The sequence below is a fragment of the Moraxella sp. FZLJ2109 genome, from assembly GCF_024296965.1.
In the GTDB taxonomy this organism is placed as follows: Bacteria; Pseudomonadota; Gammaproteobacteria; order Pseudomonadales; family Moraxellaceae; genus Moraxella.
This window is the reverse complement of record NZ_CP101112.1, coordinates 1355399-1380272: the sequence shown is the minus strand read 5'-3', so window position 1 is coordinate 1380272 and position 24874 is coordinate 1355399. Positions and strand designations below refer to the sequence as shown.

Sequence of the window (24874 nt, the reverse complement as noted above, 5' to 3'; positions counted from 1 at the left end):
TATGGCAAATACGCCCAATATCCCAATGAGCGCCAAAGAGCGACTGATCCACACTGTCTTATTTGAGATCGGTGCAGTTGGTGTGTCGGCGGTGGTTGTGCTGTTGTTTTTGCAAATCCATGCAGCGGCAGCCATCGGCATCAGCGTGATGATCTCAGTGATGGCGATGGTGTGGAATGTGGTGTTTAACTTAGGTTTTGATCGCATTTTTACTGCACCCAGACAGACGCGCACTCTGGGCGTACGGCTATGTCATACCATTGCCTTTGAAGGCGGTTTGCTACTGTTCACCCTGCCTGTAGTGGCGTATTTTTTGGCATTGAGCCTATGGCAAGCATTCATCGCTGATCTTGGCATGACCCTTGCGGTGATGGTTTATACGCTGATTTTTAACTTTGTTTATGACCATGTGCGGTTAAGATTTTTGATCAAAAATTAAAAAACCGCCTGAAGATTCAAGCGGTTATGTGACTTTTTAAAAATTTATCATAAAAGACAATCAAGCCTTAGTATTATTCACATAATTAGTCGGATCAACGCCCGCTGTGCCCACTTCAGCATCTTCGCAGAAAAACGCCGCCTGCACACTATCACGCGCGCGCTGATAATCGGCAAACTGCTGACAGGTCGCATCCAGACTGCCTTGCCATGCAGGGATTTTACCTTTCATACGACCAAAGCGATTGTGTGGCAGGGTCTGCATCTGCTTGGCAGTCTCAATCGCAATCAGCGCACCATCACGATCATTACACACCAGCGCCATATCACAGCCAGCATCGATGGCAGCTTGTACGCGCTCACCGACACCACCTGCCACATGCGCCGCTTTCATATTGAGATCATCAGAAAACAGCACACCATCATAGCCAAGCTGATCACGAATAATCTTACCAAGCCATACCTTAGAAAATCCCGCAGGCTTATCATCGACTTGGCTAAAAATCACATGCGCAGGCATCAAAGCATCAAGCTGATCGAGCGTACGCACAAAGGTTTGGGTATCGAAATTAAAAATCTCATCAAAACTACGCTTATCGATGGCATCTGCCACATGAGAATCAGGCGCGATCGAGCCATGCCCTGGAAAATGCTTGCCCGTGGTCGCCATGCCAGCTGCTTTCATGCCTTTCATAAATTCTGATGACAGCGCGACAATAGCATCAGGCGACGCATGAAAAGCACGATCACCAATCACAAGACTTACTCCATCGACATCAAGCACAGGCGCAAAGCTAAAATCCACACCCACCGCCAGCACTTCTGCCGCCATCAGATAGCCGCAGTCATAAGCCAAAGACAAAGCACGCTCAGGGTCACAATCATACAGCTTGCCAAGCTTACCCATCGCAGGCAGCGGCGAGAAACCTTGGCGAAAACGCGCCACGCGGCCACCTTCTTGATCCACCGCGATCAGCACATCAGCACTTGCCGCGCGCATACTGTCGGTCAAAGCACGCACCTGCTCAGGCGACTCAACATTACGCGCGAACAAAATCATCCCACCCACTTCAGGATTCGCCAACAGCGCGCGATCGCTATCATCCAGCACCTTGCCTGCCACATCCGCCATAATGATGCCAACTGCCATACATTCACCTTTAATAATCATCAAAATATCCGCTATTATGCCACGAAACCGCCCAAAATAGCACGCCCAACAATCATTAAATTGTCATCAGTTGGTAAACAAAATCCTTACCCAATTCTCACCCAAAGCCCAAAAATTTACCCCAGTGTAACGCCATCTTAGGCAGTTTCTACAAAAACCATCACTTATGCAAAAAATTCTTGGGATTTTTGTGATAAGATACATCCATTATTTTTATCACCATGATCTTGAATAAGTATTCAAATAAGGATTACCCATGTCGAAGCGCCAATATCTACTTTCTGGCATCGCAACCGCAGTCGCTGGTGTCATCATCACCCAAAGCTACGCTGGCGTTGCCAATGCTGCCGATCAAGCCGCTTTTTCGCCATCGCCTGAACAGCGCATCACCGCACGCCAGGTTGGGATTTTGCTCGATCGCGCGCATTATTTGGATGAGCGCATGGATGAGCAAATGGGCAACAAAATCTTAACGATGTATTTTGATAAACTTGACCCAAATCATACACTATTTTTACAATCAGACATCGATGAATTCACCGCCAAATACGGCGCAAGCTATGCACAGCGTCTGCTGCGTGGCGATCTGAGTGCAGGGATTGAGATTTTTGAACGCTATCGCACGCGCTCAAATGAATATTATGACTTTGCCAAAAACTTCTTGGCAAAACCAATCAATCTGAATACCGATCAAAGCATCGTTATCGATCGCGAAGATGCGCCACACTTTGGCTCAAAGCAAGAGCAGCACGCCTATTGGCAAAATCAGCTGACCTATTCACTGATCAATCTGACCATCAGCCAAGAAGATGACAAAGCCAAAGACCAAGCTTATCTGGACAATCCTGAGCTGTCGCGCGGTCAAGACTTGGTCAAGGCAGAAAGTCGCACGCCAACTGAGATTTTGCTTAACCGCCTAACGCGCCAACAAGAGCAACTTCAACGACTAAAAAATGACGAAATCATGGAATACATCCTAGATTCGGCGACGCTGACCTATGATCCGCACAGTAATTATTTTGCGCCTGTACAAGCCCAAGATATGCAGATCCAAAACAGCCTACAGCTTGAAGGCATTGGCGTATCAATCCGCCCAGATCGTAAAAATCCTGATTATATTCGCATCATCAGCCTAGTCGATGGCGGCCCTGCTGCTAAGTCTGGACAAGTGCGTGCCAACGATCTGATCATCGGCGTCGCCCAAGATGGTGAAGCGATGGTCGATACTGTCGGCTATACCACGCGCGAGATTGTCGCCTTGATCCGTGGTAAGCGCGGCACCAATGTTACCATCCGTGTCAAACAGCCCAACACCCCAGATTCACAAGCGCGCACCGTGACACTCACGCGCGATGTCATCCAACAAGAAGAATCGGGCGTACAGCATCGCATCATCGAAGTGCCATATGAAGGGGTGAACAAACGCGTCGGCGTGCTTGAGATTCCATCGTTTTATCTAAACTTCCAAGCGCGCCGTGAAGGCTTGGACGCCAGTCAATACCGCAGCGTTAGCAATGACACCGAAAAAGCACTCAAAGACATGACTGCCCAAGGCATTGATGGTCTGGTTGTCGATCTGCGTAACAATCCAGGCGGCTCACTCGATGAAGTCGCCAAAATGCTCGGCTTCTTCATCAAAGAAGGCCCACTGGTACAGATCCGTGACAACCGCGGCAATGTGCGTATCTATCGCGATGGTGATGGCGGCAAGCAGCTGTACCAAGGCGATATGGCGGTGCTTGTGAACTTAGGCTCAGCATCTGCCAGTGAGATTTTTGCTGCTGCTATTCAAGATTATGGACTTGGTCTGATCGTCGGTAGCACCACCACAGGTAAGGGCTCAGCACAAGCACAGCGCGATGATTTGGCATTAGGCTCAATGACCATTACCCAAAACAAATTCTACCGCGTCAATGGTGGCAGCACCCAAAACAAAGGCGTCGTGCCTGATGTCGAACTGGTCAATATCTATAAAGGTATGGAATTTGGCGAACGCGAATACAAAAACCCACTACCTTGGGATACCATCGCATCGACCAACTACACCGCTGAAGGTAAGTATTCACAAGCATTAATCGAGACTTTGAACGAGCAATCACAAGCACGCCAAGCACATGATCCACAGTTTATTTTCCTAAATAAACTCAACGACATCCGCGCACTTGATGATGATAAAAAACCTGCCGAAGTCAGCTTAAACAAACGCCGTGCTAAGCTAAAAGACATCGAAGATCAGACCTTGGCTGCCGAAAATGCACGCCGTCAAGCCACGGGCGAAACACCGTTCACCAGTTGGTCCACTTATCAAGCCAACCTAGATGCCATCGCCGAAGAGCGCGCGGCAATGAAAGAGAACGAACGCCCGAAACTGCCAGAGAGCGAAGCCTATGTGCTAGAAGCAGCGCATCTAATGTTTGATGCGGATAAACCACAAACCGCACAGGCTAAATCTGCCAAATAAGCTTGCTTGGCAATAAAAACAGCCGCAAAAAAAATCAGCCATCATCTTTTCAATGATGGCTGATTTTTTATTGGTGTTAAATGAACAACACACTCATCGCATCGTCACAAACTCTTCTGAGCCTGTCGGATGGATGGCGACGGTATTATCAAAGTCTGCCTTGGTTGCACCCATTTTGATCGCCACCGCAAAGCCTTGAATCATCTCATCAACCCCAAAGCCAATACCATGCAGACCGATGATTTTCTCATCACTGCCTAGGCACACAAGCTTCATGCGGCAAGGCTCGCGATGCTGCGTCACCGCGCTGTACATTGGCGTAAAGCTTGAATGATAGACCTTGATCTGATCGGCGCCATAGTACGCCACCGCCTGTTCTTCGGTCATGCCGATCGTCCCAATCGGTGGATGGCTGAACATCACCGTCGGCACAAGGCGATAATCAAGCTTCTCATTTGGTTTGTTATTGAACAGTCGCTCAGACAGACGACGACCTGCCGCTACCGCCACAGGCGTCAGCGCAATGCCGCCTGCGATAATATCACCGACCGCATAGATGCCATCGATGTTGGTATTTTGGTATTCATCGACGATGATTTGCCCTTTGTCATTCATCGCCACGCCGACAGTGTCAAGCCCAATGCCGTCCGTCGCAGGATCGCGCCCAATCGCCCAGACCACACAGTCCGTCTCAATCGTGCGACCATCAGCAAGTGTGATGGTGATGTTGCCGTCATCATTCTTGCTAAGCTTAGATGGCGATGCTGCCGTCACAAGCTCAATGCCATCTTTATCCATCACCTTGACCAAGGTCTCAACAATATCAGCATCAAAATTACGCAGCGGCTTATCACCACGCACCAAAAGCTGCGTATCTGCACCAAGGCTATTGACCACACCTGCCAGCTCAACAGCGATATAGCCTGCACCAACCACCGCAATGCGCTTAGGCAGTGCTGTCAGCTCAAAAAATCCATCCGAATCAATGCCAAGCTCGCTACCTTCGATGTCAGGGCGACTTGGGCGACCGCCTGTGGCGATCAAGATATGATCGGCGGTGATCTGCTCGCCGTTTACTTCAACAGTGTTTTTGTCGATGAATTTGGCAAATCCTGTGATCACTTCCACTTTATTATTATCAAAGCCGCGCTGATAAGACTGATGCACACGCTCGATGTAAGCTTGTCGATTTTTGACCAAAGTTGCAAAATCAAAGCCATTAACCGTAACATCAAAGCCATAATCAGGCGCATGCTTGGCAATCGCATCTGCCAATTGCGCACCATGCCACATGATTTTCTTCGGTACACAGCCGACATTCACACAAGTACCGCCGATGTGTCGTGCTTCGATAATGGCGCATTTTTTGCCATAACTTGCCGCGCGATTGATCGATGCGATACCGCCGCTGCCGCCACCGATAGCAATATAATCATAATGTTTCATAATTAACCTTAATTTGTCCAATCAATAAATTCAGCACAGTCGCTGACCATTTATGAACTATGATGACACCACCATTCTCTCTTTGCAAGCTTTTTTGGCACAAAAAAACAGCCACCCATAGGATGACTGTTCTTGACAATCAGAACTGATGAATTAGTTCTTTTCTTTATCGATGATCTTGTTGCCACCGATCCATGGCATCATCGCGCGTAGCTTAGCACCTGTAGTTTCGATTGGGTGTGCTGCATTGTTGCGGCGACGAGCAGTCATTGATGGGTAGTTGGTCATACCTTCAGCGATGAACATCTTCGCGTATTCGCCATCTTGGATGCGTTTTAGAGCATTACGCATGGCTTTGCGTGATTCTTCGTTGATGACTTCTGGGCCAGTCACATACTCACCGTACTCAGCGTTGTTAGAGATTGAGTAGTTCATGTCAGCGATACCGCCTTCATACATCAAATCAACAATCAGCTTAAGCTCGTGCAAGCATTCAAAGTATGCCATCTCTGGTGCATAGCCTGCTTCTACTAGGGTTTCAAAGCCCATCTTCACAAGCTCAACTGCACCACCGCATAGAACCGCTTGCTCACCAAATAGGTCAGTTTCGGTCTCATCTTTAAAAGTAGTTTCGATGATACCAGAACGGCCACCGCCCACGCCTGCTGCATAAGACAGTGCAAGCTGCTTAGCTGAGCCTGATGCATCACGCCATACAGCGATCAAATCAGGGATACCACCACCTTTGGTGAACTCAGAGCGTACAGTGTGGCCTGGTGCTTTTGGTGCAACCATGATTACGTCTAGATCGCTACGTGGCTCAACTTGGTTGTAGTGGATCGCAAAGCCATGAGCAAATGCCAAAGTTGCACCTTGCTTGATGTTTGGCTCGATGACTTCTTTATAAAGTTGACGTTGGAATTCGTCTGGGGTCAAGATCATGACCACATCCGCACCAGCGACCGCGTCGGCAGTTTCAGCGACTTTTAGGCCAGCGTTTTCAGCTTTTTTCCAAGAAGCAGAACCGGCACGCAGACCAACGGTCACATCAACGCCTGAGTCTTTTAGGTTCAATGCGTGTGCATGACCTTGAGAACCGTAGCCGATGATGGCGACTTTTTTGCTTTGGATGATTGACAAATCACAATCTTTGTCATAATAGATATTTAGGCTCATAAGAGTTTCCTTTTGTTAAAAATCGTTTTCAAATCTAAAACGAGTTGGTTAAAGTTAATTAGTTTTCGGTCCAACTTGGCAGGCTGTCGAAATCAAAGCCCATACTCAGACCTTTTTTCTCAATTGGTGTGCAAATTTCAAGCTTGCCATTGCTTGTCTTATCACAAATCAATGCGCCTTTGGTCTTGAATGCTTGATCTTCGGTCAAAATTTTATAACCTTTAGTTGCTGCACGATATTGAGAAGTTGCATTCTTACCATTGATGGTATGTTCGCTTTCGCACCAATTTTCACGCTCACAAGAAGTGCTATTAATGACAGAAATCACACCATGCTTTGGCGTTTTCACCTTATAATTATCAAAACCATAAGTTGGATAAACTGAATTGGCACCTTCTTCTTTATACATTTGGCATTGTGCTTTGCTTTGTAATTTACCATTACTAAAGACATAGCAAGTGGTTTTGCCAAACATCTGGGCTGCACCAGCCAAAGCACTACCAGATGCTGCTAATCCAAAGCCCAAAAGTGCAATTGCTAGAAATTTTTTCATAACATCACTAATTACAAACTCAAAGTCTTCTCACCACGCGCGATACCGATCACGCCAGAGCGCACCACTTCTAGGATACGATCACGGCCGATGACATCGATAAAGCCATCAAGCTTGCCAGCATCACCAGTAATCAAGATGGTGTACAGATTTGGGGTGACATCGACGATTTGGGCACGGAAAATATCCGCCGTACGCTTGACTTCTTCGCGGTGTGAGCCTGTGGCACGCACTTTAATCAGCATCAGCTCACGCTCGATTTGGCTACCGCCACTGATTTCAGACAGATTTTGTACCTTGACCACTTCAATGAGCTTATGTAGCTGCTTGGTGATTTGTTCAATCTTATCATTGGTGGTGATGGTCGTCAGCGTCAGACGAGAAATCGTCGGATCATCGGTTGCGGCGACATTGAGCGTATCAATGTTGTAGCCACGCTGTGAAAACAGACCAACCACACGAGATAGCGACCCTGCTTCGTTTTCCATCAATACAGAAATCAGATGTTTATGGACTTGATTTGACATTAGGTACGCTCCCCTTTTGATAGCCACATATCACGCATTGACTGACCTGCCACTTGCATCGGATAGACGTGTTCGCTCTTATCCACATACACATCAATGAATACCAAGCCGTCCATCTCAAGAGCGGCTTTTAGCTCTTCTTCCATTGTCGCAGGATTGGTGATTTTTACGCCTTTATGACCATAGCTTTCGGCAAGCTTCACAAAATCAGGCAACGACTTCATATACGACTGTGCATGGCGTGCTTCGTATAGCATATCTTGCCACTGCTTGACCATGCCCAGTTGAGCGTTGTTTAGGTTTAGGATTTTTACAGGTAGATTGTACTGTAAGCAGGTTGACAGCTCTTGGATATTCATCTGAATCGAGCCTTCACCCGTGATACAGACGACAGTCTTTTCGGGACGAGCAAGCTTGGCTGCCATTGCATACGGCAAGCCGACACCCATCGTACCTAGACCACCTGAATTCAGCCATTGGCGCGGCTCATCATATTTATAATACAAAGCGGCGAACATTTGGTGCTGACCGACATCGGATGTGATGATCGCTTGACCATTGGTCAGCTTGTACAGCGTCTCTACCACATGCTGCGGCTTGATGGCGTGGATCTCAGCATTCATGTCGTCTTCATCATAGCGCAGACCGTGGCGCTTACGCCATTCGTTGATTTGTTGCCACCAGTCATTAAGCGCGTGTTCATCGATGCGCTTATCAGTCTCAGCAAGCTGAGCTAACATCTCAGTCAGCACAAGCTTGACATCACCAACGATAGGGATATGTGCGGTGATGGTTTTTGAGATGCTAGCAGGATCGACATCAATATGAATGACGGTTGCATTTGGGCAGAATTTTTTGACATTGTTGGTGACACGGTCATCAAAGCGTGCACCAATCGCCAAAATCACATCCGCATGGTGCATGGTCATGTTGGCTTCATAAGTGCCATGCATACCCAGCATACCGATGAACTGCTCGCCCGAACCAGGATAAGCACCCAAGCCCATCAAAGTATTGGTCACTGGCAGTTTTAATAGATCTGCCAATTGGCGCAGCTCATCGCTGGCATTGCCAAGAATCACACCGCCACCTGAATACAGCACTGGACGCTTGGCAGCCAGTAGCGTTTCGATGGCTTTTTTGATCTGACCGCTATGCCCTTTGTGCGTCGGCTGATATGAACGCATCGACACCGTCTCAGGCATATGATAAGCAAATTTATCGCTCGGGTTGGTCATGTCTTTTGGAATATCGACCACCACAGGACCTGGGCGACCTGAGCCTGCGATATAGAAGGCTTTTTTGATCACTGCAGGGATTTCTTCGGCGCTGCGCACTTGGAAGCTGTGTTTGACGATCGGACGCGAGATACCCACCATGTCACATTCTTGGAATGCATCATCACCGATCAGCGTTGTCGGTACCTGACCTGCCAAGATGACCATCGGGATTGAGTCCATATAAGCGGTGGCAATCGCGGTCACGGTATTGGTCGCACCAGGACCAGAAGTCGCCAGCACCACGCCTGTTTTGCCCGTTGTACGGCTATAAGCATCTGCCATATGACCTGCTGCTTGCTCGTGACGAACTAGGATATGTTCGATTTTATCTTGTTTAAATAAGGCGTCATAAATGTGCAGTACCGCACCACCAGGATAACCGAAAATGTACTCAACACCTTCATCAATCAAGGCTTGAACCAACATTTCGCCACCTGACATCATCACAGTTTCGCCACGCGCCAAGCGTTCTTGGGCATCATGGAACTGCGCGGTTGCATCTTTTTGGGTAGTTTGCGTCATAAGTTACATCCTTTTGCCAATTGGCAATGTGCAGACGAATGGCGAGATAAAATAGCTCTGCGTGCAGATGAACTTGTAGGCAAGATGACAACATAAGCTGCCAAAACAAGAAAGGATGAGAGAAGATTTCTTGTGTCTTGCAGACCGATAAGTCCTAGTGCAATGTACAATCTTGCGTCATCAAACGGTAATCCGATGGCACCAATCGCACAAACGCAGTATCTGATAAAATACCTACGCCGACTTCATGATAAGGCGGTTTGTTTTCACCCTATCAAAAACAATACTGTCTATCTTAACCGAAAAACGATCACTTGCCAAGTGCTTTTTGTCAAATCCACCCGTTTAATTCATAGAAAATTTTTTCATTCAATCATAAGTTTTGGTTATCTTTAGGCTTATGATAGTCTTGCGGATTTGTATGATAAAGTTGCACCCACCAATCCTTGATATGATAAAATAGCCCAATTATTGATGATCAATTGGTGGTTTATGCGATTTTTCTTGTTTGGCTTGATGCTCGCGACCGCGCCTGCACTGGCAGCGCCGATGGTGTATAAATCTATCGGACAAGGCGGCGAGATCGTCTATAGCCAGACGCCGCCTGTGGGTCGCGGCTTTGAGCCTGTGGCGGTTTTTTATGCCAGCGCCCCGACCAAATCAGCCAATACCGCCAATTCCACCGCCGAATGCAAGCAACTGACCGAGAATTTGGCAGTATTATCCGCAGGCGGTGTCATCCACGAAATCACCCCAGATGGCCTCAAAATCAAGCTTGATGATGCACAAGTCGCCGCCCACCAAGCACAAATCCGCGCCTTACTTGCCGAGCAGTGCCGTGGCTAGTACTATGGAAAATCGCATTGAGATGACGCCACTGCCTGATGTCGCTGCCGTACGCGCATGGATTAAGGATAAAGCATTCGAGCTTGGCTTTGCTGATTGCGGTTTTTTAAGTGTGCATCACCCCTTGTTTGCCGAGCAGACAGCCGCGCTTAGGGCATGGCTGGATCAGGGCTTGAACGGCACGCTGGATTTTATGCAGGATAATCACGAACTTAGAGCCAATCCGCATAAGCTGGTCGGTGGTGCTAAGACCATCATCAGTGTGCGCATGGATTATTTGCACGAGCTGCCATCGCCGCGCCGCGTGGATGATAATGAGCGACCCAATCATGCAATCATCGCCCGCTATGCGCGCGGTCGCGACTATCATAAGACAGTGCGTCAGCAGCTGAAAAAATTGGCGCGCGCCATCGAGCAAGAACTGCCCAACTGGGCGCATCTGTCCATCGGCACAGACAAGCCTTTTGTCTTTCGACCGTTCAGCGACTCAGCGCCGATCTTTGAGCGTCCGATCGCTGATCATGCAGGGCTTGGCTGGACAGGCAAGCATACTTTGCTGATCAATCGACAAGCAGGTTCGTTTTTTAATCTTGGTGAGCTATTTATCAGCCTTGAGCTTGCCGAGCCGAATCTCTCCACACAGGTGAAATCGCACTGCGGCAGCTGCCAAGCCTGCATCGACATCTGCCCCACGCGCGCGATCATCGCACCGCATACACTCGATGCTGGCGCGTGCATTTCTTACCTGACCATTGAGCATGATGGCGCGATCGATGTCAAATACCGCAAAGCCATCGGCAATCGCATCTTCGGCTGTGATGACTGTCAGCTGATCTGCCCGTGGAATCGCTATGCCAAAATCAGCACCGTGCCTGATTATGCGCCGCGTCATGGACTGGATGATATTACCCTACTTCAAGTATGGAATTGGAGCGAAGAAGAATTTCTGACCAAGACCGAAGGCTCACCCCTAAGACGCACAGGCTATCTCAATCTTCTGCGCAATACCGCCATCGCGCTTGGCAATAGCCGCCCTGCTGATACCAATGCGCGCGCTGCCATTATCACCGCCCTACGCACACGCCTTGGTATCAGCGCCATGCTCGATGAGCATATTCACTGGGCGGCAAATGAACTAGAATTGTTGGTGATTTAGGGTGTGCCCATTTCCGAAACTGCCAAAGCACCTGCTTTAATATCAATGCGCGAAAAATACGGCAGAGATTTTAACAGCTGCGCCGCTCGCTCAGCATCTGCCGCATCCACACTCACTTGATGTCTCTCGGTCTCAATGTCATAACCACCATTCATTGCAATACCCTGCTTATTGAAAATAGTCGAAATCTGCGCCCATTCCCCATCTGCTTGAGTCTTACTAATAGTCGCTTGCTTTAGCACAAGTTGCTTGCCAAATTTATCCTGCAAATTTGCAAACCAAATCTGCCGACGCTCAGTATTTGCATCGGTAAACAGCACAACTGTTTGCTTCGGATCATGCTTTAAGTGCATATCAACATAAGCAGGGTCATTGATGGCGTTTAAATATTCCGATAAGCCCACCGCATTATTTTGAAAATCTGCCAATTGTACAGAATACAGGCTATCAGTTTGTACTTGATGCCTAGTTACTTCTTGGGGATTTATATCTTGAGCTTGATTAGTGCCATCTTTCACCACAGGCGACTGAATGGTTTGCGCCGTACAAGCAGTCATAACAACAACCGTCATCACAGCAATCAATACAAATTTGGTATTCATTATCTTGTTTTCCTTACCTAATTTTTTATCTTACAATAAATATAAAGCAAATTGCGCATGGTTTAAACGCATGATGCAAAAAATCCCAAGCATTAAACTTGGGATTTTTACTATGAAGCGCAACACTTTAAAAGTATCACTTAGCCAATTAGACTTAAGCAGGGATACGCAATACTTGACCGACATAAATCTTGTCAGGATGCGATAGCATTGGCTTGTTGGCATCGAAGATTTTCATATAGTCATTGGCGTTGCCGTACATTTCTTTGGCGATTTTTGATAGGTTGTCGCCTGATTTGACGGTATAAAAACGCGACTCTTCAGCAGGTGCTTCAACTTCGATATTATCAACAACAGTCTCAACATGCTGCACATTACCCACCGCCAAACGCGCACGCTCGCGGTCTTCTTGGGTCTTGGCAGTACCTTCTAGCGTCACAGTGTCGGTGTCGCCGTTATAATTGACTTTCAAGCCTGCGATATTGACATTTTGTGCTTGGATGCGTGCCAATAGCAAATTAGCGATTTCTTGTGCGGTCGGCTCTGCTGGTGCAGCTTGTGTGGCTGCTGGCGCTTGCTCGGTTGCAGCTTCTTTTTTGTCACGATTAAAGATTTTGTCGCCGATGTCTTTGGCAAAGCTAAAAATACCCATGGTTCACTCCAGATTATTGTAAACTTAAAAATTCCGCCAATCACATATCACGATTGGTTAAGTTTATAATAGCCAATAATTATGACAGAAAACCCTATAAAGTTAAGTAAATGTGTAAACTTGTGTAGCATTGCCACTCAACTGCACAAGTCTTGTAATTGGACAAATAAAAAACCACCAAATGGTGGCTTTTTATCATCTGATGCTCAGCATAAGATTATGCAACTTTTGCAGATACATAGTCGATGGCTTTTTGAACAGTAGTCAGCTCAGCTGAATCTTCATCAGGGATGGTGATGCCAAAGCTGCTTTCGAATGCCATTACTAGCTCAACCAGGTCTAGTGAGTCTGCGCCTAGGTCATCCATAAAAGATGCGTCGTTTTTGATTTCGTCAACGCTCAAGCCTAACTGCTCTGCTACTGCGTCTTTAACTTTAGCTTCGATGTCGCTCATGATACTTTCCTTTGGATAATTAAGCCTGTGGCACGATGCCTACGGCCAAGATGAAACTTAGGGCTATGATAATAGATTTCACAAAAAAGTGCAAGTGTTTTGAATACAGATGTACACTTTTTATTCAGGATAATGGCAAAATTGGGCTTTGTCAATGGTTTTGGGTTGTGGCAATCTTGTGTTTGGGCAATTAAAACCTTATGGAAATTGATACATTGCTTATCTTAATGGTGCGTACAACGCACCCTTGTATCTTACCACCTAAGACTAGCTATCTTGGTGGTAGCATGGTAGATTATACCATCAACCTAAGTTACTTGTGAGTTTTTACGCACCCTAAGTACTTTGATGCTGTTTTGTAGATTAAACCCAAGTAACTTCCTTTTCATCGTAAATCTGAATGGTATCCAAGCACTTGATTGTCATACAATCAATGATGCTGAATGAACAAGGATAGATGCAATGACTTATTACATCGGTGTTGATGTCAGTAAACATAAACTGGATGTGGCTTGGCTCAAAGACTTATCAAGCATGAAAGTCAAAACCAAAATCTTTGACAACACACTTGAAGACTTTATACGGCTTAGCGACTGGCTAGCAGACAATTTGGGTTCTGATGTCAGTTTTAACGACATTCACATCGTCCTAGAAGCCACAGGAGTGTATCATGAAAACCTAGCCTATTACTTATATGACTTAGGCTTTCAGGTGAGTATTATTAATCCTGCTTTTGTCAAACACTATGCTGACAGCTTGGGTGTTAGACAAAAGACCGATAAAAAAGACAGTATCATCCTTGCCAAATACGGTGCAACCACACAGCCCGACATCTGGATTGCCCCAAGTCATGAAGCTCGTCATTTAAAATCTCTGCTGTCTCGTCTTGATGCGTTACATGAAGACTTACAACGAGAAGAAAATCGTAAAGAAAAAGCAGAGGCAACTGACACACCAAAGGCAGTCAAAGACTCCATTGATGCGGTCATTGCCCATCTGAAACAAGCCATCAAAGCATTAAATGACGATATAGATAATCACATCAAACGCCACCCCAAACTCAAAGCCGATCAAGCGTTACTACAAAGCATCAAAGGCGTAGGACAAGTCATCTCAAGACAAATGCTTGCTTTGTTTAATACCAAACAATTTAATAATGCTAAGCAAGTATCCGCCTTTTTAGGACTGATTCCCAAGCAGCAAGAATCAGGCTTATTTAGGGGCAGGTCAAGGCTGGCTAAAACCGGCAATTCAAGCATTCGTGCCAAATTGTATATGGCAGCAGTGGTGGCTACTCAATACAATCCTGATATTAAAGACCAGTACGAACGCTTACAACAAAATGGCAAATGCAAGATGCAGGCTTTATGTGCTGCCATGCGTAAGCTTGTACAAATCTGTTTTGGTGTCATTAAACACCAAAAACCCTACCAACCACAAATTCAGGCAATTTAGGGTTTGACTTTGGGGTTGGGAGATGGTATCTACGCACCTAGTACATTGAGCGAATCTAACGACGCAATAAACCCAACCATTAACAATCATCACAGTAATGAGCTTGTATTGCAAGGCAAACAAGCGGCGGTGTATAAGTAATACATCGAGCGAGTTTAACGCAGCAAGACAAGCTCAGTACGAAGACGATTACATGTACATACCGCCATTCACTGCTAATACCGTCCCCGTAATATAGCTCGCTTCATCACTGGCTAGGAATGATACAGCAGCGGCGATTTCTTCTGGCTGTGCCATGCGACCCATTGGGACGGCGTCGAGCATTGAGTTGATTAGGCGCTCGTCCAGCTCTTCGGTCATGTCGGTTTCGACAAAGCCGGGGGCGACACAGTTCACGGTCACGCCACGAGAGCCAATTTCACGCGCTAATGCACGGCTGAAGCCTTCTACGCCTGCTTTGGTGGCGGCGTAGTTGGTTTGTCCTGCATTACCCATTTGACCGACGACTGATGTGATGTTGATGATGCGGCCATGACGCGCTTTCATCATACCACGCACAGCGCGGCGGCTCATACGATAGATAGAAGTTAGGTTGGTGTCGATGACGCTTGCCCAGTCTTCATCTTTCATACGCATTAATAGACCATCTTTGGTAATGCCTGCGTTATTCACCAGCACATTGATGCCGCCATAGACACTGTCAATTTCTTCAAACAGCTTATCAATATCTTCATCACTGCAGACATCCAGCACGCGACCGATACCGCCTGACTCGCTCAGATATTCACTGATGGTATCTGCGCCTTTTTCGCTGGTCGCTGTGCCGATGACGAAATGCCCTTCATCTGCGAAGCGTTGGGCGATGGCTTTACCGATACCGCGGCTTGCGCCTGTGACTAATACAATTTTACGACTCATGCCAAATTCTCCAGTTTTTCTAGGCGTGCCAATTTATCCGTTGGCAAAGCGGTGATTGGGGTGGCTTGACGCTTGGCAAGGTTTGACAATACATTGCCTGGTCCGCATTCGATGACAAGCTCAATCTCTTGATCGGCAAGCTTCTGCATGGTTTTTGACCACTGCACTGGCATAGACAGCTGCTCGGTCAAGGCAAGCTTGATATCAGCAATGTCGGTATGCACTTTGGCATGGCGATTTTGGATGACGGCGATTTTCGCTTCGTTAAATTGGGTCGCGTTCAATAGCTCTGCCAATGCATCACTGGCAGGATTCATTAGCTGACAATGCGACGGCACAGATACCTTAAGCGGTACGGCTTTTTTGCCAAGTCCTTCGACCGCTGACAGCACACCCGCCACACCGACCGCCGTGCCTGCGACAACCACTTGACCAGGGCTGTTGAAATTAGCAGCATTGACCACGCCCGTGCTGCTACTGACTTCTTCGCATAAGCTTGCCACTTGCTCATCTTCCAGACCGAGCACAGCCGCCATCTGCGTATCCATACCCTTGACCGCTGCCGTCATCAGCTTGCCGCGCTCATGCACAAGCTTAGCTGCATCGCCCAATGACAACACACCTGATGCCACAAGCGCGCTGTACTCGCCCAAAGAATGTCCCGCCAAATACAGCGGCTTTAGTGATTGCTTAGCAAGCATCGGCTCAATGATCTGCCAAATCGCCACGCTCGACACCAATAGCGCGGGCTGCGTGTATTCGGTCTTGTTCAGGCGGCTTTCGTCCTGCGTCACTTCCCACAGATCAAAGCCCAGCGCCGCACTCGCTTCGTCAAAAGCCTTACGCACGCTCTCAAAGCTTTCGGCAAGCTCATTCATCATGCCGACCGTCTGTGATCCTTGTCCGGGAAACACCACCGCCAAACGCTTGGCGATATTCAAATTATCTTGAGTCATTATTCACCTAATTATCGATGGTTTCAACTGATTTTTATAAAGCTAATTACGCTAATTTTATCACAGTTTATCGACAAAAAAATACATTTGTTTACCCAAATGCAGGAAATTTTGCAAAAATAAAAAGCCAAGCTCATTGTGACAATGTAGGCTTGGCTTGTCCATTACTTAAGGTAATGCTTAGCTATCTTGGCTAACCTTGAATAGCTGACGACCACGGTAGAAACCGTCTTTGGTCGCGTGGTGGCGAAGGTGTTTTTCGCCAGTAGTAGAATCGATGCTTAGCTCAGCAATAGCGATATGGTCGTGTGAACGACGCATGTCACGGCGTGAGCGGCTCTTGCGGTTTTGTTGAACTGCCATGATAGCTCCTAATTAAGTCAGTTGGGCAGTTTGCCCATCAAGAAATAAACGGTTCGTGCGTCTTTGTCAATTTGTGTCAATGCGATTAAGCATCAATCGCCGTCCATCATAGACCTATGCACAATAAACGCTGTATTATACGCAAAAATTTTGTAAATTTCAAAGCCTAATCGCAAAAATTTACAAATCTTTTCATCAAAAATTCGCCAGTCCGATGAAATGCGAATTAACTGCTTGATAATTATGAAAATTTACCCTTTAATGCCGCCAAAGCCGCAAAAGGATTTTCACTCTCTTCTTCTTCGATCTCATCACCAACCGACTCAATAAGCAAATCACAATCATCATGGCGCGGCGATAACGGCAATGCCAACATCAGCTCATCTTCCAAAAGTTCTTTGATCGGCAATAGGCGGCGCGCCGACTCGCCAAGCTCATCAATCAGCACAAACTCTTCGCCATCAGTCTTAGCAATCTCATCTTCAGACTGCAACAATGCCAAGCGATAAGTGCCTGATAAATCAAACGACATCGGCTCAAGACAGCGCTGACAGCCGACATCGACCGCGCCTCTCACCGTATAATTCAGCCACAAAACGCCATCAGTTTTTTGTAAATCTGCAACCACCGACAATGCGCCTGCACCCACAGTCTGCTCAGATAAGCGCGGCATCTCACTGATGGCGATCTCTCCGTGCCAATGAAAGCCAATATCCGCCCATTTTTCTAGCAATATATTATTAGGTAAAGTCTGATGTTCGGGGTGTTTGTGCGTCTGCATCATAGCTGTCGATCGTTGTGAATGATTGATTATTATGGCATATTTTCCATGATTTCAAAAGTAAAATTTATCAGCCAAAATCTAGTAAAGGCATTATAATAAAGCAAAATATTTAAAACGACACGAATATGATTGATTTTAACCAACTTTCGCCCGATTTGTCACAGTGCGCCCAAGCAAATGATGACAAGACTGCCGCGCGCATTCATACGCTTTGGCAAAATTTTCATTGTGAAAAGCAGCTGATTAAAGATTATGAACAATTATTTGCCCAAATCAATACCGCCAAGTGGCAAAAACTGTATCAGCATTGGCAAGCGATTAAGGGCAATACCGATGATGAGCACGCTTTGACCGAGTGGCTGATTGAGCTATTTAATGCATTATTTAACAACCCAAAACTTGCCCAGATGCCGACTGTGCTGGTACGCGGTAATGGCGAGCCTGAATATTTCCCTGCATCAGAACATGCGCCTGCACGCATTGAATTTGCGCATGGGTTTTTCCAAAGTGCGCTGCATGAGATCAGCCACTGGTGCGTGGCAGGACGCGAACGCCGCACACAAAATGACTTCGGCTACTGGTACGAAAGTGACGGCAGAAATGAGCAAACCCAAGCCATCTTTGAGCAAGTGGAAGTCATCCCGCAAGCGATCGAGTGCTTGCTAAGCCTTGCCTTGGGGCGGTATTTTTATGTCTCACAAGATAATCTTAATGCCGATTTTGACACATCCAAAAGCACCTTTGCTGCTGATGTCTATGCCAAAGCCAGTGATTATCTGAATCATCCAACAAGCCTACCCCGCGATGCACGCCGGCTGCTTTGGGTATTCTTAAGCTTAAGCCAGCCGACATTTCATCAAGACATTTAAGGATAATTTATGCAAACCTACTACATTCACCCTGACAATCCACAAGATCGCATCATTGCTCAAGTTGTACAAGCGCTCAAGGATGATCAGCTGATCGTCTATCCTGATGCACACGGCTATCAGCTTGCCTTATCACTGAATGCCAAATCCGCACTAAAACAAGCGCAGCGCATGGCAGGACAATCCGCCAAAGCCGTGCTGATTTGCCAAGATTTAAGCCAAATTTCACACTATGGCGAAGTGACCAATTTTGCGCACCGCGTGATGAAAAACAAGCTTGGCACAGGCATTGATTTTGCACTTATTCCCACCAAAGCCACCCCGAAAAAACTTGTGGATGATAAAAGCAAAACCATCGCCGTACGCATCGCCACTACACCAATTGTGACAGCATTACTTGATAAATTAGATGAACCATTTGTAAGCCTGCCTATCATCATTACAAATGAAGTACCGACCTATTACAGCAGCTATGAAGCGGAAATGGCGGTAGAAAATCTGGTCGATGGCTTCATGAATGCAGGCGAACTTACACAAGCCGTGCCAACCTTGATTGACATCAGCCAAGATGACATTGTCATTGTGCAGCAAGGCGACGCAGCTTTTGAAGCATAAATTCAGTTATTACAAATAAGAAAAACCCTGATGCTAAATCAGGGTTTTTACTCATAAAGCGGTTGATTATGGACGATCAACAAGCTCTACATATGCCATAGGTGCATTGTCACCATCACGGAAACCGCACTTGATGATGCGTAGGTAACCACCTGGGCGAGTTTGGTAGCGTGGACCAAGCTCAGCAAATAGTTTACCTACCATATCTTTGTTACGCATACGGCTGAACGCTAGACGACGATTTGCAACGCTGTCTTCTTTTGCCAAAGTGATTAGTGGCTCAGCAACGCGGCGAAGCTCTTTTGCTTTTGGCAAAGTGGTTTTGATTAGCTCATGCTCGAACAGTGAGTTAGTCATGTTCTGGAACATAGCCTTACGATGGCTGCTGGTGCGACCCAGCTTGACTCCGCTTTTACGATGTCGCATGGTCAAGTATCCTTAAAATTAGCGGCTACGATAAGAGAAACGATCATCGACACGCAAATCGCTTGGTGGCCAGTTTTCTAGACGCATACCAAGTTCCAAATCTTTAGATGCCAGTACATCTTTGATTTCGGTCAATGATTTCTTACCCAGATTTGGCGTTTTCAGCAGTTCAGTTTCTGTACGCTGTACCAAATCACCGATGTAATAAATATTTTCAGCTTTCAAGCAGTTAGCCGAACGAACCGTTAGCTCAAGATCATCCACTGGACGCAATAGTACAGGGTCAATCTCTTCTTTTTCTTTGATTGGTTCAGGAGCTTCTTCCGCTTCCAAATCTACGAAAATAGCGATTTGCTGTTGTAGAATGGTTGCAGCTTTGCGAATAGCTTCTTCAGGGTCGATCGTGCCATTGGTCTCAAGCTCGATAATCAATTTATCAAGATCGGTACGCTGCTCAACACGAGCGTTTTCAACATCGTATGCAACTCGTAGAATTGGGCTGAAGCTGGCATCCAACTTCAAGCGGCCAATTACTTTAGAATTCGCATCTTCACGACGCTGATTCGCAGGCTCATAGCCACGACCGGTCACCACACGAAGACGCATCTTCAGATGACCACGCTCACTCAATGTACCTAGCACCAAGTTTGGATTGGCGATTTCGACATTATGTGGCAATTCAAGGTCAGCAGCTGTTACGACGCCTGCACCCTTTTTATCCAAAGTCAAGTAAGCTTCATGCTGATCGTGCAGGATGATCGCCAAAGACTTTAGGTTAAGTAGAAGATCTAGAACATCTTCTTGCAGACCTTCTAGAGTAGAATACTCATGATCCACACCCTCAATCTCAGCCTCAATGACTGCAGCACCAGACAAAGAAGATAGTAGAATGCGGCGTAGAGCATTACCTAGTGTATGCCCAAAACCGCGTTCTAACGGCTCGAGCGTGACCTTAGCAGTCGTTTCATTAACCGTATCAACGCTAATCGCGCTCGGTGTTAGAAACTCAGTTGCATTTGTCATAGTGTCACCTCGAATTAGTTCGGATTATTTAGAATATAGCTCAACAATCAAGTGTTCGTTGATTTCAGCAGGTAATTCGCTACGCTCTGGCGCAGATTTGAAAGTACCTTGTAGTTTGCTGTGATCAACTTCCAACCATGCAGGAATACCGCGTTGTGTCGCTAGCTCAACTGCGTTTTTGATACGAAGTTGCTCTTTTGATTTTTCGTGTACAGCAATCACATCACCATCTTGAACTTGGATTGATGGAATGTTCACACGAACAAATTCGTCACGACCAGCTTTCTTAAGTAGGATTGCACGGTGGCTAACCAACTGACGCGCTTCTGCACGAGTTGCACCAAAGCCCATACGATACACAACATTGTCAAGACGACGCTCTAGAGTTACTAGCAAGTTCTCACCAGTAGCACCGCGTTGGCGAGCAGCTTCTTTATAGTAGTTAGAGAACTGACGCTCTAGTACGCCATACATACGTTTAACTTTTTGCTTTTCACGAAGCTGTGATGCGTATTCAGAAGTTTTATTTTGGCTATTGCCATGCTGACCAGGTACGCGACCTGCTTTTTTAGTCTTCACATCGTAAGCTTTAACGCCTGACTTCAATTGAAGATCAGTGCCCTCACGGCGTGATAGTTTTAGTTTTGGACCAATATAACGGGCCATAAGTCTATCTCCTTAAACGCGGCGCTTCTTAGGTGGGCGGCAGCCGTTGTGTGGAATTGGGGTGACATCGCTGATGCTGTTGATTTTATAACCCAATGCACCTAATGCACGAACCGCAGACTCACGACCTGGTCCTGGACCTTTAACCAAGACATCAACATTCTTAACACCATAAGTTTCTTGTGCTGCTTTACCAGCAACTTCAGCTGCTACCTGTGCAGCAAATGGTGTAGATTTGCGTGAACCGCGGAAGCCTTGTCCACCTGATGTGGCCCAAGCCAATGCATTACCTTGACGATCAGTAATCGTTACAATGGTGTTATTAAAAGACGCATGAATGTGGGCGATACCTTCAGATACCGAACGACGAGCCACTTTTTTGCGGCTACGAGTGTCTTTTGCCATCTTTTAGCTTCCTAAGTTAGTTACTTTTTAATTGCTTTGCGTGGACCTTTACGGGTACGCGCGTTAGTTTTTGTGCGTTGACCATTAACTGGCAGACCACGACGGTGGCGAAGACCACGGTAGCAACCTAGATCGACCAAACGCTTGATGTTCATTGAAACTTCACGACGAAGGTCACCTTCAACTGTGTAGTTTGCAACTTCTGCACGGACAGCATCAAGTTGTGAATCATCTAACGAACCGATTTTGGTAGTTTCAGCGATACCAACTTTAGCAAGGATTTGCTTAGCAGTAGTACGACCAATACCAAAAATGTAAGTTAGCGAAATCACAGCGTGTTTGTTGTCCGGAATGTTTACACCGGCAATACGAGCCATTGATTTCTCTCCATTAGCACAAATGCGAATGCATTTGCTAAGTGTTTAACCGCCATCAAAAAATGATAGCATGGCAAGAAGCGGATAATACATTATCCGCTACCAAATTTCAAGTATTAATTTGTAAAATTAACCTTGACGTTGTTTGTGGCGTGGCTCTGCACTGCAAATCACAAGAACTTTACCCTTGCGACGAACAATTTTGCAGCTACCACAGATTTTTTTGACAGATGCTTGAACTTTCATGTCATGCTCCTAAAAGTCATCAGTTAAGATGATTTGATTAATGCTTGATCATGGTATTGATGCGACATTAAGTGCGCTTGGATCTGTGCAATGAAGTCCATCAACACAACTACCATAATCAACAAAGAAGAACCACCCAATGGAATCGGAATATTAAACGAGTATTGAACAATCATCGGCATCAAACAGATGATGGTCATATACATCGCACCGATAAAGGTCAGTCGGTTCAAAACAAAATCTAAATATCGTCTGGTTTGTAAACCTGGGCGAATACCCGGAATGTACGCACCACTGCGTTTTAGGTTCTCAGCAACTTCAGTTGGATTGAACATCAAAGCTGTATAAAAATAACAGAAAAAGATGATCATCAACGCAAATAACAGCAAGTATAAAGGCTGACCAGGTGCCAACACCAGTGAGATAGTTTGTAGAACCTCTTGAGTGGTTGTTGGATTGGTCGTATTCATTGTCCACTGACCCAAACTTGCTGGCAGTAGTAATAATGAACTTGCAAAGATCGCAGGAATAACACCAGCCATGTTTAATTTCAAGGGCAGATGTGATTGCTGCTGCGCATAGACTTTACGACCTTGTTGCTGTTTTTGTGCGTAATTGACTGGGACACGGCGTTGTGCGCGTTCAATAAAAACAATCGCTGCCGTCACAGCAAGACCCAAGATTGCGAACAACAAAATCACAATCATGTTCATATCTTGTGTCAATGCTTGAGAAATCATGGTAGGTGCTGAAGCAATGATGCTGGCAAAAATCAGCATCGAAATACCATTACCCACACCGCGCTCAGTGATTTGCTCACCCAGCCACATCAAAAACATCGAACCTGCTACCAATGAAGTCACCGCAGGAATATAGAACCCCAAGCCTGTCGTGATGGTCAAGCCGCCAGCGATCAAACCTGTGGACATACCTACCGCCTGAACAAACGCTAAAGCCAAAGTGCCTTGGCGTGTATATTTGTTCAAAATGCGGCGACCTGACTCACCTTCTTTTTTCAACGCTTCAAGCGACGGTACTACCGTGGACATCATCTGCACAACAATCGACGCAGAAATGTACGGCATGATACCCAAAGCCATGATGGACATACGCTCAAGCGCACCGCCTGAGAACATATTCACCATGCCCAAAAAAGTATTTTGGTTGCTTTGGAAAAATTGAGCCAAGCCATTTGGATCCATTCCCGGTACAGGAATGTGCGAACCCAGACGATAAACAATCAGCGCCCCAATCAAAAATAACAAACGACTCCACAGTTCATCATATTTGCGAATGAAAGCAAAAGGATTGAGTGGTAGTCTTGAGCGTGACGCCAACTGCTTAGACATAGATTACTCCTCGACGCTGCCACCAGCAGCTTCGATTGCTTGTTTTGCGCCTTTAGTAACTTTAACGCCTTTGAAAGTCAATGCGCGAGTTACTTCACCTGATAGGATGATACGAGCACGTTTCATATCGCCACGGATGATGTTAGCAGCTTTCAAAGTCTCAACGCTTACTACATCGCCTTCGATTTTATTCAGTTCAGATAGGCGAACTTCAGCAGTCGTCATAGCGATTTTTGAAGTAAAACCGAACTTAGGCAGACGGCGGTAGATTGGCATTTGACCGCCTTCAAAACCCGCTGGAATGCTTGAACCTGAACGAGAAATTTGACCTTTGATACCGCGGCCACCGGTTTTACCGATGCCAGAACCGATACCGCGACCACGGCGAAGTGCTTTTTTCTTAGCACCAACTGCTGGTGACAGTTCGTTTAGTTTAAGACCCATTACACTTCCTCCACTTTAACCATGTAGATCACACGATTTACCATACCGCGAGTAGATGGAGTATCTTCTACTTCTACAGTATGACCGATGCGACGAAGTCCCAAGCCTTTCAAACAAGCTTTGTGGCTTGCCAAACGATGGGCACTCGACTTAATTTGAGTAACTTTCATTTTTTTCATCGTAACTCACCTACTCTTAGCCCAAAATTTCTTCAACAGTTTTGCCACGCTTAGCAGCAACTTGCTCTGGAGAAGTCATGTCACGCAGACCATTGAAAGTTGCGCGAACAACATTAGCTGCATTGGTAGAGCCGTAGCACTTAGCCAATACGTTTTGAACGCCTGCAACTTCAAGTACTGCACGCATAGCACCACCAGCAATTACACCAGTACCTTCAGATGCTGGTTGCATATATACTTTAGATGCGCCGTGACGAGCATTGATTGGGTGCTGGATGGTAGTACCAGCAAGCTCAACAGTGATCATGTTGCGCTTAGCAGCTTCAAGAGCTTTTTGGATCGCAGCAGGTACTTCGCGTGCTTTACCACGACCAAAACCTACACGACCATTACCATCACCAACAACAGTTAGTGCAGTGAAAGAGAAGATACGACCACCTTTGACCACTTTAGTAACGCGATCAACGGCAACCAATTTTTCAACCAAACCGTCTGTTTGTTCTACTTTTGCCATG

The 24874-nt window shown here is 46.4% G+C and carries 30 protein-coding genes; 7 read left to right on the top strand and 23 right to left on the bottom strand.

Going from position 1 to position 24874, the window contains the following annotated elements:
* Position 1: 1 nt before the first annotated feature.
* Positions 2-439 (top strand): PACE efflux transporter, encoded by a 438-nt coding sequence (locus tag NKU06_RS06455; RefSeq protein WP_254729528.1) that lies wholly within the window; start codon positions 2-4, stop codon positions 437-439.
* A 60-nt stretch (positions 440-499) separates the two neighbouring features.
* On the opposite strand, the gene nagZ is transcribed toward NKU06_RS06455, so the two are convergent.
* Positions 500-1588: a beta-N-acetylhexosaminidase gene (gene nagZ, locus NKU06_RS06450; RefSeq protein ID WP_254729526.1), complete on the bottom strand. Its 1089-nt coding sequence runs from the start codon at positions 1586-1588 to the stop codon at positions 500-502.
* Positions 1589-1865: 277 nt separating this feature from the next.
* Between nagZ and NKU06_RS06445 the strand changes: the two genes are divergently transcribed.
* The gene (locus NKU06_RS06445) at positions 1866-4070 is read left to right on the top strand and encodes a carboxy terminal-processing peptidase (protein ID WP_254729524.1); all 2205 of its coding nucleotides are present in this window, start codon (positions 1866-1868) and stop codon (positions 4068-4070) included.
* Positions 4071-4163: 93 nt separating this feature from the next.
* Here NKU06_RS06445 and gorA read toward each other — a convergent pair whose 3' ends face one another.
* From gorA to NKU06_RS06420, 5 genes are all read right to left on the bottom strand, one after another.
* Positions 4164-5519: a glutathione-disulfide reductase gene (gene gorA / locus NKU06_RS06440; RefSeq protein ID WP_254732171.1), complete on the bottom strand. Its 1356-nt coding sequence runs from the start codon at positions 5517-5519 to the stop codon at positions 4164-4166.
* A 150-nt stretch (positions 5520-5669) separates the two neighbouring features.
* Positions 5670-6692 (bottom strand): ketol-acid reductoisomerase, encoded by a 1023-nt coding sequence (gene ilvC / locus NKU06_RS06435; protein WP_078254878.1) that lies wholly within the window; start codon positions 6690-6692, stop codon positions 5670-5672.
* 58 nt (positions 6693-6750) lie between these two features.
* Entirely contained in the window at positions 6751-7245 is a 495-nt protein-coding gene (locus NKU06_RS06430) for a hypothetical protein (RefSeq protein ID WP_254729522.1), read from the bottom strand.
* A gap of 11 nt (positions 7246-7256) precedes the next feature.
* Complete coding sequence (ilvN, locus tag NKU06_RS06425) at positions 7257-7772, bottom strand: acetolactate synthase small subunit (protein ID WP_078254880.1); 516 nt, start codon at positions 7770-7772, stop codon at positions 7257-7259.
* Positions 7772-9496, bottom strand: coding sequence for an acetolactate synthase 3 large subunit (locus tag NKU06_RS06420; RefSeq protein ID WP_254732169.1), 1725 nt, complete (start codon positions 9494-9496; stop codon positions 7772-7774). The genes ilvN and NKU06_RS06420 overlap by 1 nt, the downstream gene beginning before the upstream one ends.
* 570 nt (positions 9497-10066) lie before the next feature.
* Between NKU06_RS06420 and NKU06_RS06415 the strand changes: the two genes are divergently transcribed.
* Both NKU06_RS06415 and queG read left to right on the top strand, forming a co-directional pair.
* The gene (locus tag NKU06_RS06415) at positions 10067-10420 is read left to right on the top strand and encodes a DUF4124 domain-containing protein (protein ID WP_253223035.1); all 354 of its coding nucleotides are present in this window, start codon (positions 10067-10069) and stop codon (positions 10418-10420) included.
* The gene (gene queG / locus NKU06_RS06410) at positions 10398-11576 is read left to right on the top strand and encodes a tRNA epoxyqueuosine(34) reductase QueG (RefSeq protein ID WP_371928040.1); all 1179 of its coding nucleotides are present in this window, start codon (positions 10398-10400) and stop codon (positions 11574-11576) included. Before NKU06_RS06415 ends, queG begins: the two co-directional genes overlap by 23 nt.
* Here the strand turns inward: queG and NKU06_RS06405 are convergent.
* From NKU06_RS06405 to acpP, 3 genes are all read right to left on the bottom strand, one after another.
* A complete protein-coding gene (locus NKU06_RS06405; RefSeq protein ID WP_253223033.1) occupies positions 11573-12178 on the bottom strand; it encodes a hypothetical protein in 606 nt (201 codons plus the stop codon). The two genes, queG and NKU06_RS06405, sit on opposite strands and share 4 nt — an antisense overlap.
* Before the next feature lie 154 nt (positions 12179-12332).
* On the bottom strand, positions 12333-12830 hold the full coding sequence (gene lysM / locus NKU06_RS06400) for a peptidoglycan-binding protein LysM (RefSeq protein WP_254729518.1): 498 nt from the start codon (positions 12828-12830) through the stop codon (positions 12333-12335).
* Between the two features lie 217 nt (positions 12831-13047).
* Positions 13048-13284 (bottom strand): acyl carrier protein, encoded by a 237-nt coding sequence (gene acpP / locus NKU06_RS06395; protein ID WP_078318466.1) that lies wholly within the window; start codon positions 13282-13284, stop codon positions 13048-13050.
* Positions 13285-13746: 462 nt separating this feature from the next.
* Between acpP and NKU06_RS06390 the strand changes: the two genes are divergently transcribed.
* Entirely contained in the window at positions 13747-14739 is a 993-nt protein-coding gene (locus NKU06_RS06390) for an IS110 family transposase (RefSeq protein ID WP_254729516.1), read from the top strand.
* A 189-nt stretch (positions 14740-14928) separates the two neighbouring features.
* On the opposite strand, the gene fabG is transcribed toward NKU06_RS06390, so the two are convergent.
* The 4 genes from fabG to NKU06_RS06370 form a co-directional block, all read right to left on the bottom strand.
* A complete protein-coding gene (gene fabG / locus NKU06_RS06385) occupies positions 14929-15657 on the bottom strand; it encodes a 3-oxoacyl-ACP reductase FabG (RefSeq protein ID WP_254729514.1) in 729 nt (242 codons plus the stop codon).
* The gene (gene fabD, locus NKU06_RS06380; RefSeq protein ID WP_254729512.1) at positions 15654-16613 is read right to left on the bottom strand and encodes an ACP S-malonyltransferase; all 960 of its coding nucleotides are present in this window, start codon (positions 16611-16613) and stop codon (positions 15654-15656) included. The genes fabG and fabD overlap by 4 nt, the downstream gene beginning before the upstream one ends.
* 180 nt (positions 16614-16793) lie before the next feature.
* Positions 16794-16976 (bottom strand): 50S ribosomal protein L32, encoded by a 183-nt coding sequence (gene rpmF, locus NKU06_RS06375; RefSeq protein ID WP_003656952.1) that lies wholly within the window; start codon positions 16974-16976, stop codon positions 16794-16796.
* Positions 16977-17217: 241 nt separating this feature from the next.
* Positions 17218-17760, bottom strand: a complete 543-nt coding sequence (locus tag NKU06_RS06370) for a DUF177 domain-containing protein (protein ID WP_254729510.1) — start codon at positions 17758-17760, stop codon at positions 17218-17220.
* Between the two features lie 125 nt (positions 17761-17885).
* Between NKU06_RS06370 and NKU06_RS06365 the strand changes: the two genes are divergently transcribed.
* Positions 17886-18629 (top strand): elongation factor P hydroxylase, encoded by a 744-nt coding sequence (locus NKU06_RS06365; RefSeq protein WP_254729508.1) that lies wholly within the window; start codon positions 17886-17888, stop codon positions 18627-18629.
* A gap of 9 nt (positions 18630-18638) precedes the next feature.
* Positions 18639-19244 carry a Sua5/YciO/YrdC/YwlC family protein gene (locus NKU06_RS06360; protein WP_254729506.1) on the top strand — a complete coding sequence of 202 codons (606 nt, stop codon included), beginning with the start codon at positions 18639-18641 and terminating at the stop codon, positions 19242-19244.
* A gap of 66 nt (positions 19245-19310) precedes the next feature.
* On the opposite strand, the gene rplQ is transcribed toward NKU06_RS06360, so the two are convergent.
* From rplQ to rpsE, 10 genes are all read right to left on the bottom strand, one after another.
* On the bottom strand, positions 19311-19670 hold the full coding sequence (gene rplQ / locus NKU06_RS06355) for a 50S ribosomal protein L17 (protein WP_078254892.1): 360 nt from the start codon (positions 19668-19670) through the stop codon (positions 19311-19313).
* A gap of 18 nt (positions 19671-19688) precedes the next feature.
* Complete coding sequence (gene rpoA / locus NKU06_RS06350; protein ID WP_253223025.1) at positions 19689-20693, bottom strand: DNA-directed RNA polymerase subunit alpha; 1005 nt, start codon at positions 20691-20693, stop codon at positions 19689-19691.
* A 24-nt stretch (positions 20694-20717) separates the two neighbouring features.
* Positions 20718-21359, bottom strand: coding sequence for a 30S ribosomal protein S4 (gene rpsD, locus NKU06_RS06345; RefSeq protein ID WP_078254894.1), 642 nt, complete (start codon positions 21357-21359; stop codon positions 20718-20720).
* Between the two features lie 12 nt (positions 21360-21371).
* Entirely contained in the window at positions 21372-21764 is a 393-nt protein-coding gene (gene rpsK / locus NKU06_RS06340; protein ID WP_036364258.1) for a 30S ribosomal protein S11, read from the bottom strand.
* Positions 21765-21784: 20 nt separating this feature from the next.
* Positions 21785-22141: a 30S ribosomal protein S13 gene (gene rpsM, locus NKU06_RS06335; RefSeq protein ID WP_078254895.1), complete on the bottom strand. Its 357-nt coding sequence runs from the start codon at positions 22139-22141 to the stop codon at positions 21785-21787.
* 129 nt (positions 22142-22270) lie between these two features.
* Positions 22271-22387 (bottom strand): 50S ribosomal protein L36, encoded by a 117-nt coding sequence (gene rpmJ / locus NKU06_RS06330; RefSeq protein ID WP_049236838.1) that lies wholly within the window; start codon positions 22385-22387, stop codon positions 22271-22273.
* Positions 22388-22410: 23 nt separating this feature from the next.
* Positions 22411-23736 carry a preprotein translocase subunit SecY gene (secY, locus tag NKU06_RS06325; RefSeq protein ID WP_253223024.1) on the bottom strand — a complete coding sequence of 442 codons (1326 nt, stop codon included), beginning with the start codon at positions 23734-23736 and terminating at the stop codon, positions 22411-22413.
* Between the two features lie 3 nt (positions 23737-23739).
* Positions 23740-24180 carry a 50S ribosomal protein L15 gene (gene rplO / locus NKU06_RS06320; protein ID WP_254769541.1) on the bottom strand — a complete coding sequence of 147 codons (441 nt, stop codon included), beginning with the start codon at positions 24178-24180 and terminating at the stop codon, positions 23740-23742.
* Positions 24180-24359, bottom strand: coding sequence for a 50S ribosomal protein L30 (gene rpmD / locus NKU06_RS06315; protein WP_253223023.1), 180 nt, complete (start codon positions 24357-24359; stop codon positions 24180-24182). The genes rplO and rpmD overlap by 1 nt, the downstream gene beginning before the upstream one ends.
* Before the next feature lie 16 nt (positions 24360-24375).
* Positions 24376-24873 carry a 30S ribosomal protein S5 gene (gene rpsE / locus NKU06_RS06310; protein ID WP_254729502.1) on the bottom strand — a complete coding sequence of 166 codons (498 nt, stop codon included), beginning with the start codon at positions 24871-24873 and terminating at the stop codon, positions 24376-24378.
* Position 24874 lies beyond the last annotated feature (1 nt).

Bases quoted from the DNA above. Each gene is read 5' to 3' on its own strand.
- NKU06_RS06455 (WP_254729528.1), top strand. From the start codon at position 2: ATGGCAAATACGCCCAATATCCCAATGAGCGCCAAAGAGCGACTGATC.
- nagZ (WP_254729526.1), bottom strand. From the start codon at position 1,588: ATGGCAGTTGGCATCATTATGGCGGATGTGGCAGGCAAGGTGCTGGAT.
- NKU06_RS06445 (WP_254729524.1), top strand. From the start codon at position 1,866: ATGTCGAAGCGCCAATATCTACTTTCTGGCATCGCAACCGCAGTCGCT.
- ilvC (WP_078254878.1), bottom strand. From the start codon at position 6,692: ATGAGCCTAAATATCTATTATGACAAAGATTGTGATTTGTCAATCATC.
- NKU06_RS06430 (WP_254729522.1), bottom strand. From the start codon at position 7,245: ATGAAAAAATTTCTAGCAATTGCACTTTTGGGCTTTGGATTAGCAGCA.
- ilvN (WP_078254880.1), bottom strand. From the start codon at position 7,772: ATGTCAAATCAAGTCCATAAACATCTGATTTCTGTATTGATGGAAAAC.
- NKU06_RS06420 (WP_254732169.1), bottom strand. From the start codon at position 9,496: ATGATGTCAGGTGGCGAAATGTTGGTTCAAGCCTTGATTGATGAAGGT.
- NKU06_RS06415 (WP_253223035.1), top strand. From the start codon at position 10,067: ATGCGATTTTTCTTGTTTGGCTTGATGCTCGCGACCGCGCCTGCACTG.
- NKU06_RS06405 (WP_253223033.1), bottom strand. From the start codon at position 12,178: ATGAATACCAAATTTGTATTGATTGCTGTGATGACGGTTGTTGTTATG.
- lysM (WP_254729518.1), bottom strand. From the start codon at position 12,830: ATGGGTATTTTTAGCTTTGCCAAAGACATCGGCGACAAAATCTTTAAT.
- acpP (WP_078318466.1), bottom strand. From the start codon at position 13,284: ATGAGCGACATCGAAGCTAAAGTTAAAGACGCAGTAGCAGAGCAGTTA.
- NKU06_RS06390 (WP_254729516.1), top strand. From the start codon at position 13,747: ATGACTTATTACATCGGTGTTGATGTCAGTAAACATAAACTGGATGTG.
- fabG (WP_254729514.1), bottom strand. From the start codon at position 15,657: ATGAGTCGTAAAATTGTATTAGTCACAGGCGCAAGCCGCGGTATCGGT.
- fabD (WP_254729512.1), bottom strand. From the start codon at position 16,613: ATGACTCAAGATAATTTGAATATCGCCAAGCGTTTGGCGGTGGTGTTT.
- rpmF (WP_003656952.1), bottom strand. From the start codon at position 16,976: ATGGCAGTTCAACAAAACCGCAAGAGCCGCTCACGCCGTGACATGCGT.
- NKU06_RS06370 (WP_254729510.1), bottom strand. From the start codon at position 17,760: ATGATGCAGACGCACAAACACCCCGAACATCAGACTTTACCTAATAAT.
- NKU06_RS06365 (WP_254729508.1), top strand. From the start codon at position 17,886: ATGATTGATTTTAACCAACTTTCGCCCGATTTGTCACAGTGCGCCCAA.
- NKU06_RS06360 (WP_254729506.1), top strand. From the start codon at position 18,639: ATGCAAACCTACTACATTCACCCTGACAATCCACAAGATCGCATCATT.
- rplQ (WP_078254892.1), bottom strand. From the start codon at position 19,670: ATGCGACATCGTAAAAGCGGAGTCAAGCTGGGTCGCACCAGCAGCCAT.
- rpoA (WP_253223025.1), bottom strand. From the start codon at position 20,693: ATGACAAATGCAACTGAGTTTCTAACACCGAGCGCGATTAGCGTTGAT.
- rpsD (WP_078254894.1), bottom strand. From the start codon at position 21,359: ATGGCCCGTTATATTGGTCCAAAACTAAAACTATCACGCCGTGAGGGC.
- rpsK (WP_036364258.1), bottom strand. From the start codon at position 21,764: ATGGCAAAAGACACTCGTAGCCGCAAAAAAGTGGCTCGTCGTTCGGTA.
- rpsM (WP_078254895.1), bottom strand. From the start codon at position 22,141: ATGGCTCGTATTGCCGGTGTAAACATTCCGGACAACAAACACGCTGTG.
- rpmJ (WP_049236838.1), bottom strand. From the start codon at position 22,387: ATGAAAGTTCAAGCATCTGTCAAAAAAATCTGTGGTAGCTGCAAAATT.
- secY (WP_253223024.1), bottom strand. From the start codon at position 23,736: ATGTCTAAGCAGTTGGCGTCACGCTCAAGACTACCACTCAATCCTTTT.
- rplO (WP_254769541.1), bottom strand. From the start codon at position 24,180: ATGGGTCTTAAACTAAACGAACTGTCACCAGCAGTTGGTGCTAAGAAA.
- rpmD (WP_253223023.1), bottom strand. From the start codon at position 24,359: ATGAAAAAAATGAAAGTTACTCAAATTAAGTCGAGTGCCCATCGTTTG.
- rpsE (WP_254729502.1), bottom strand. From the start codon at position 24,873: ATGGCAAAAGTAGAACAAACAGACGGTTTGGTTGAAAAATTGGTTGCC.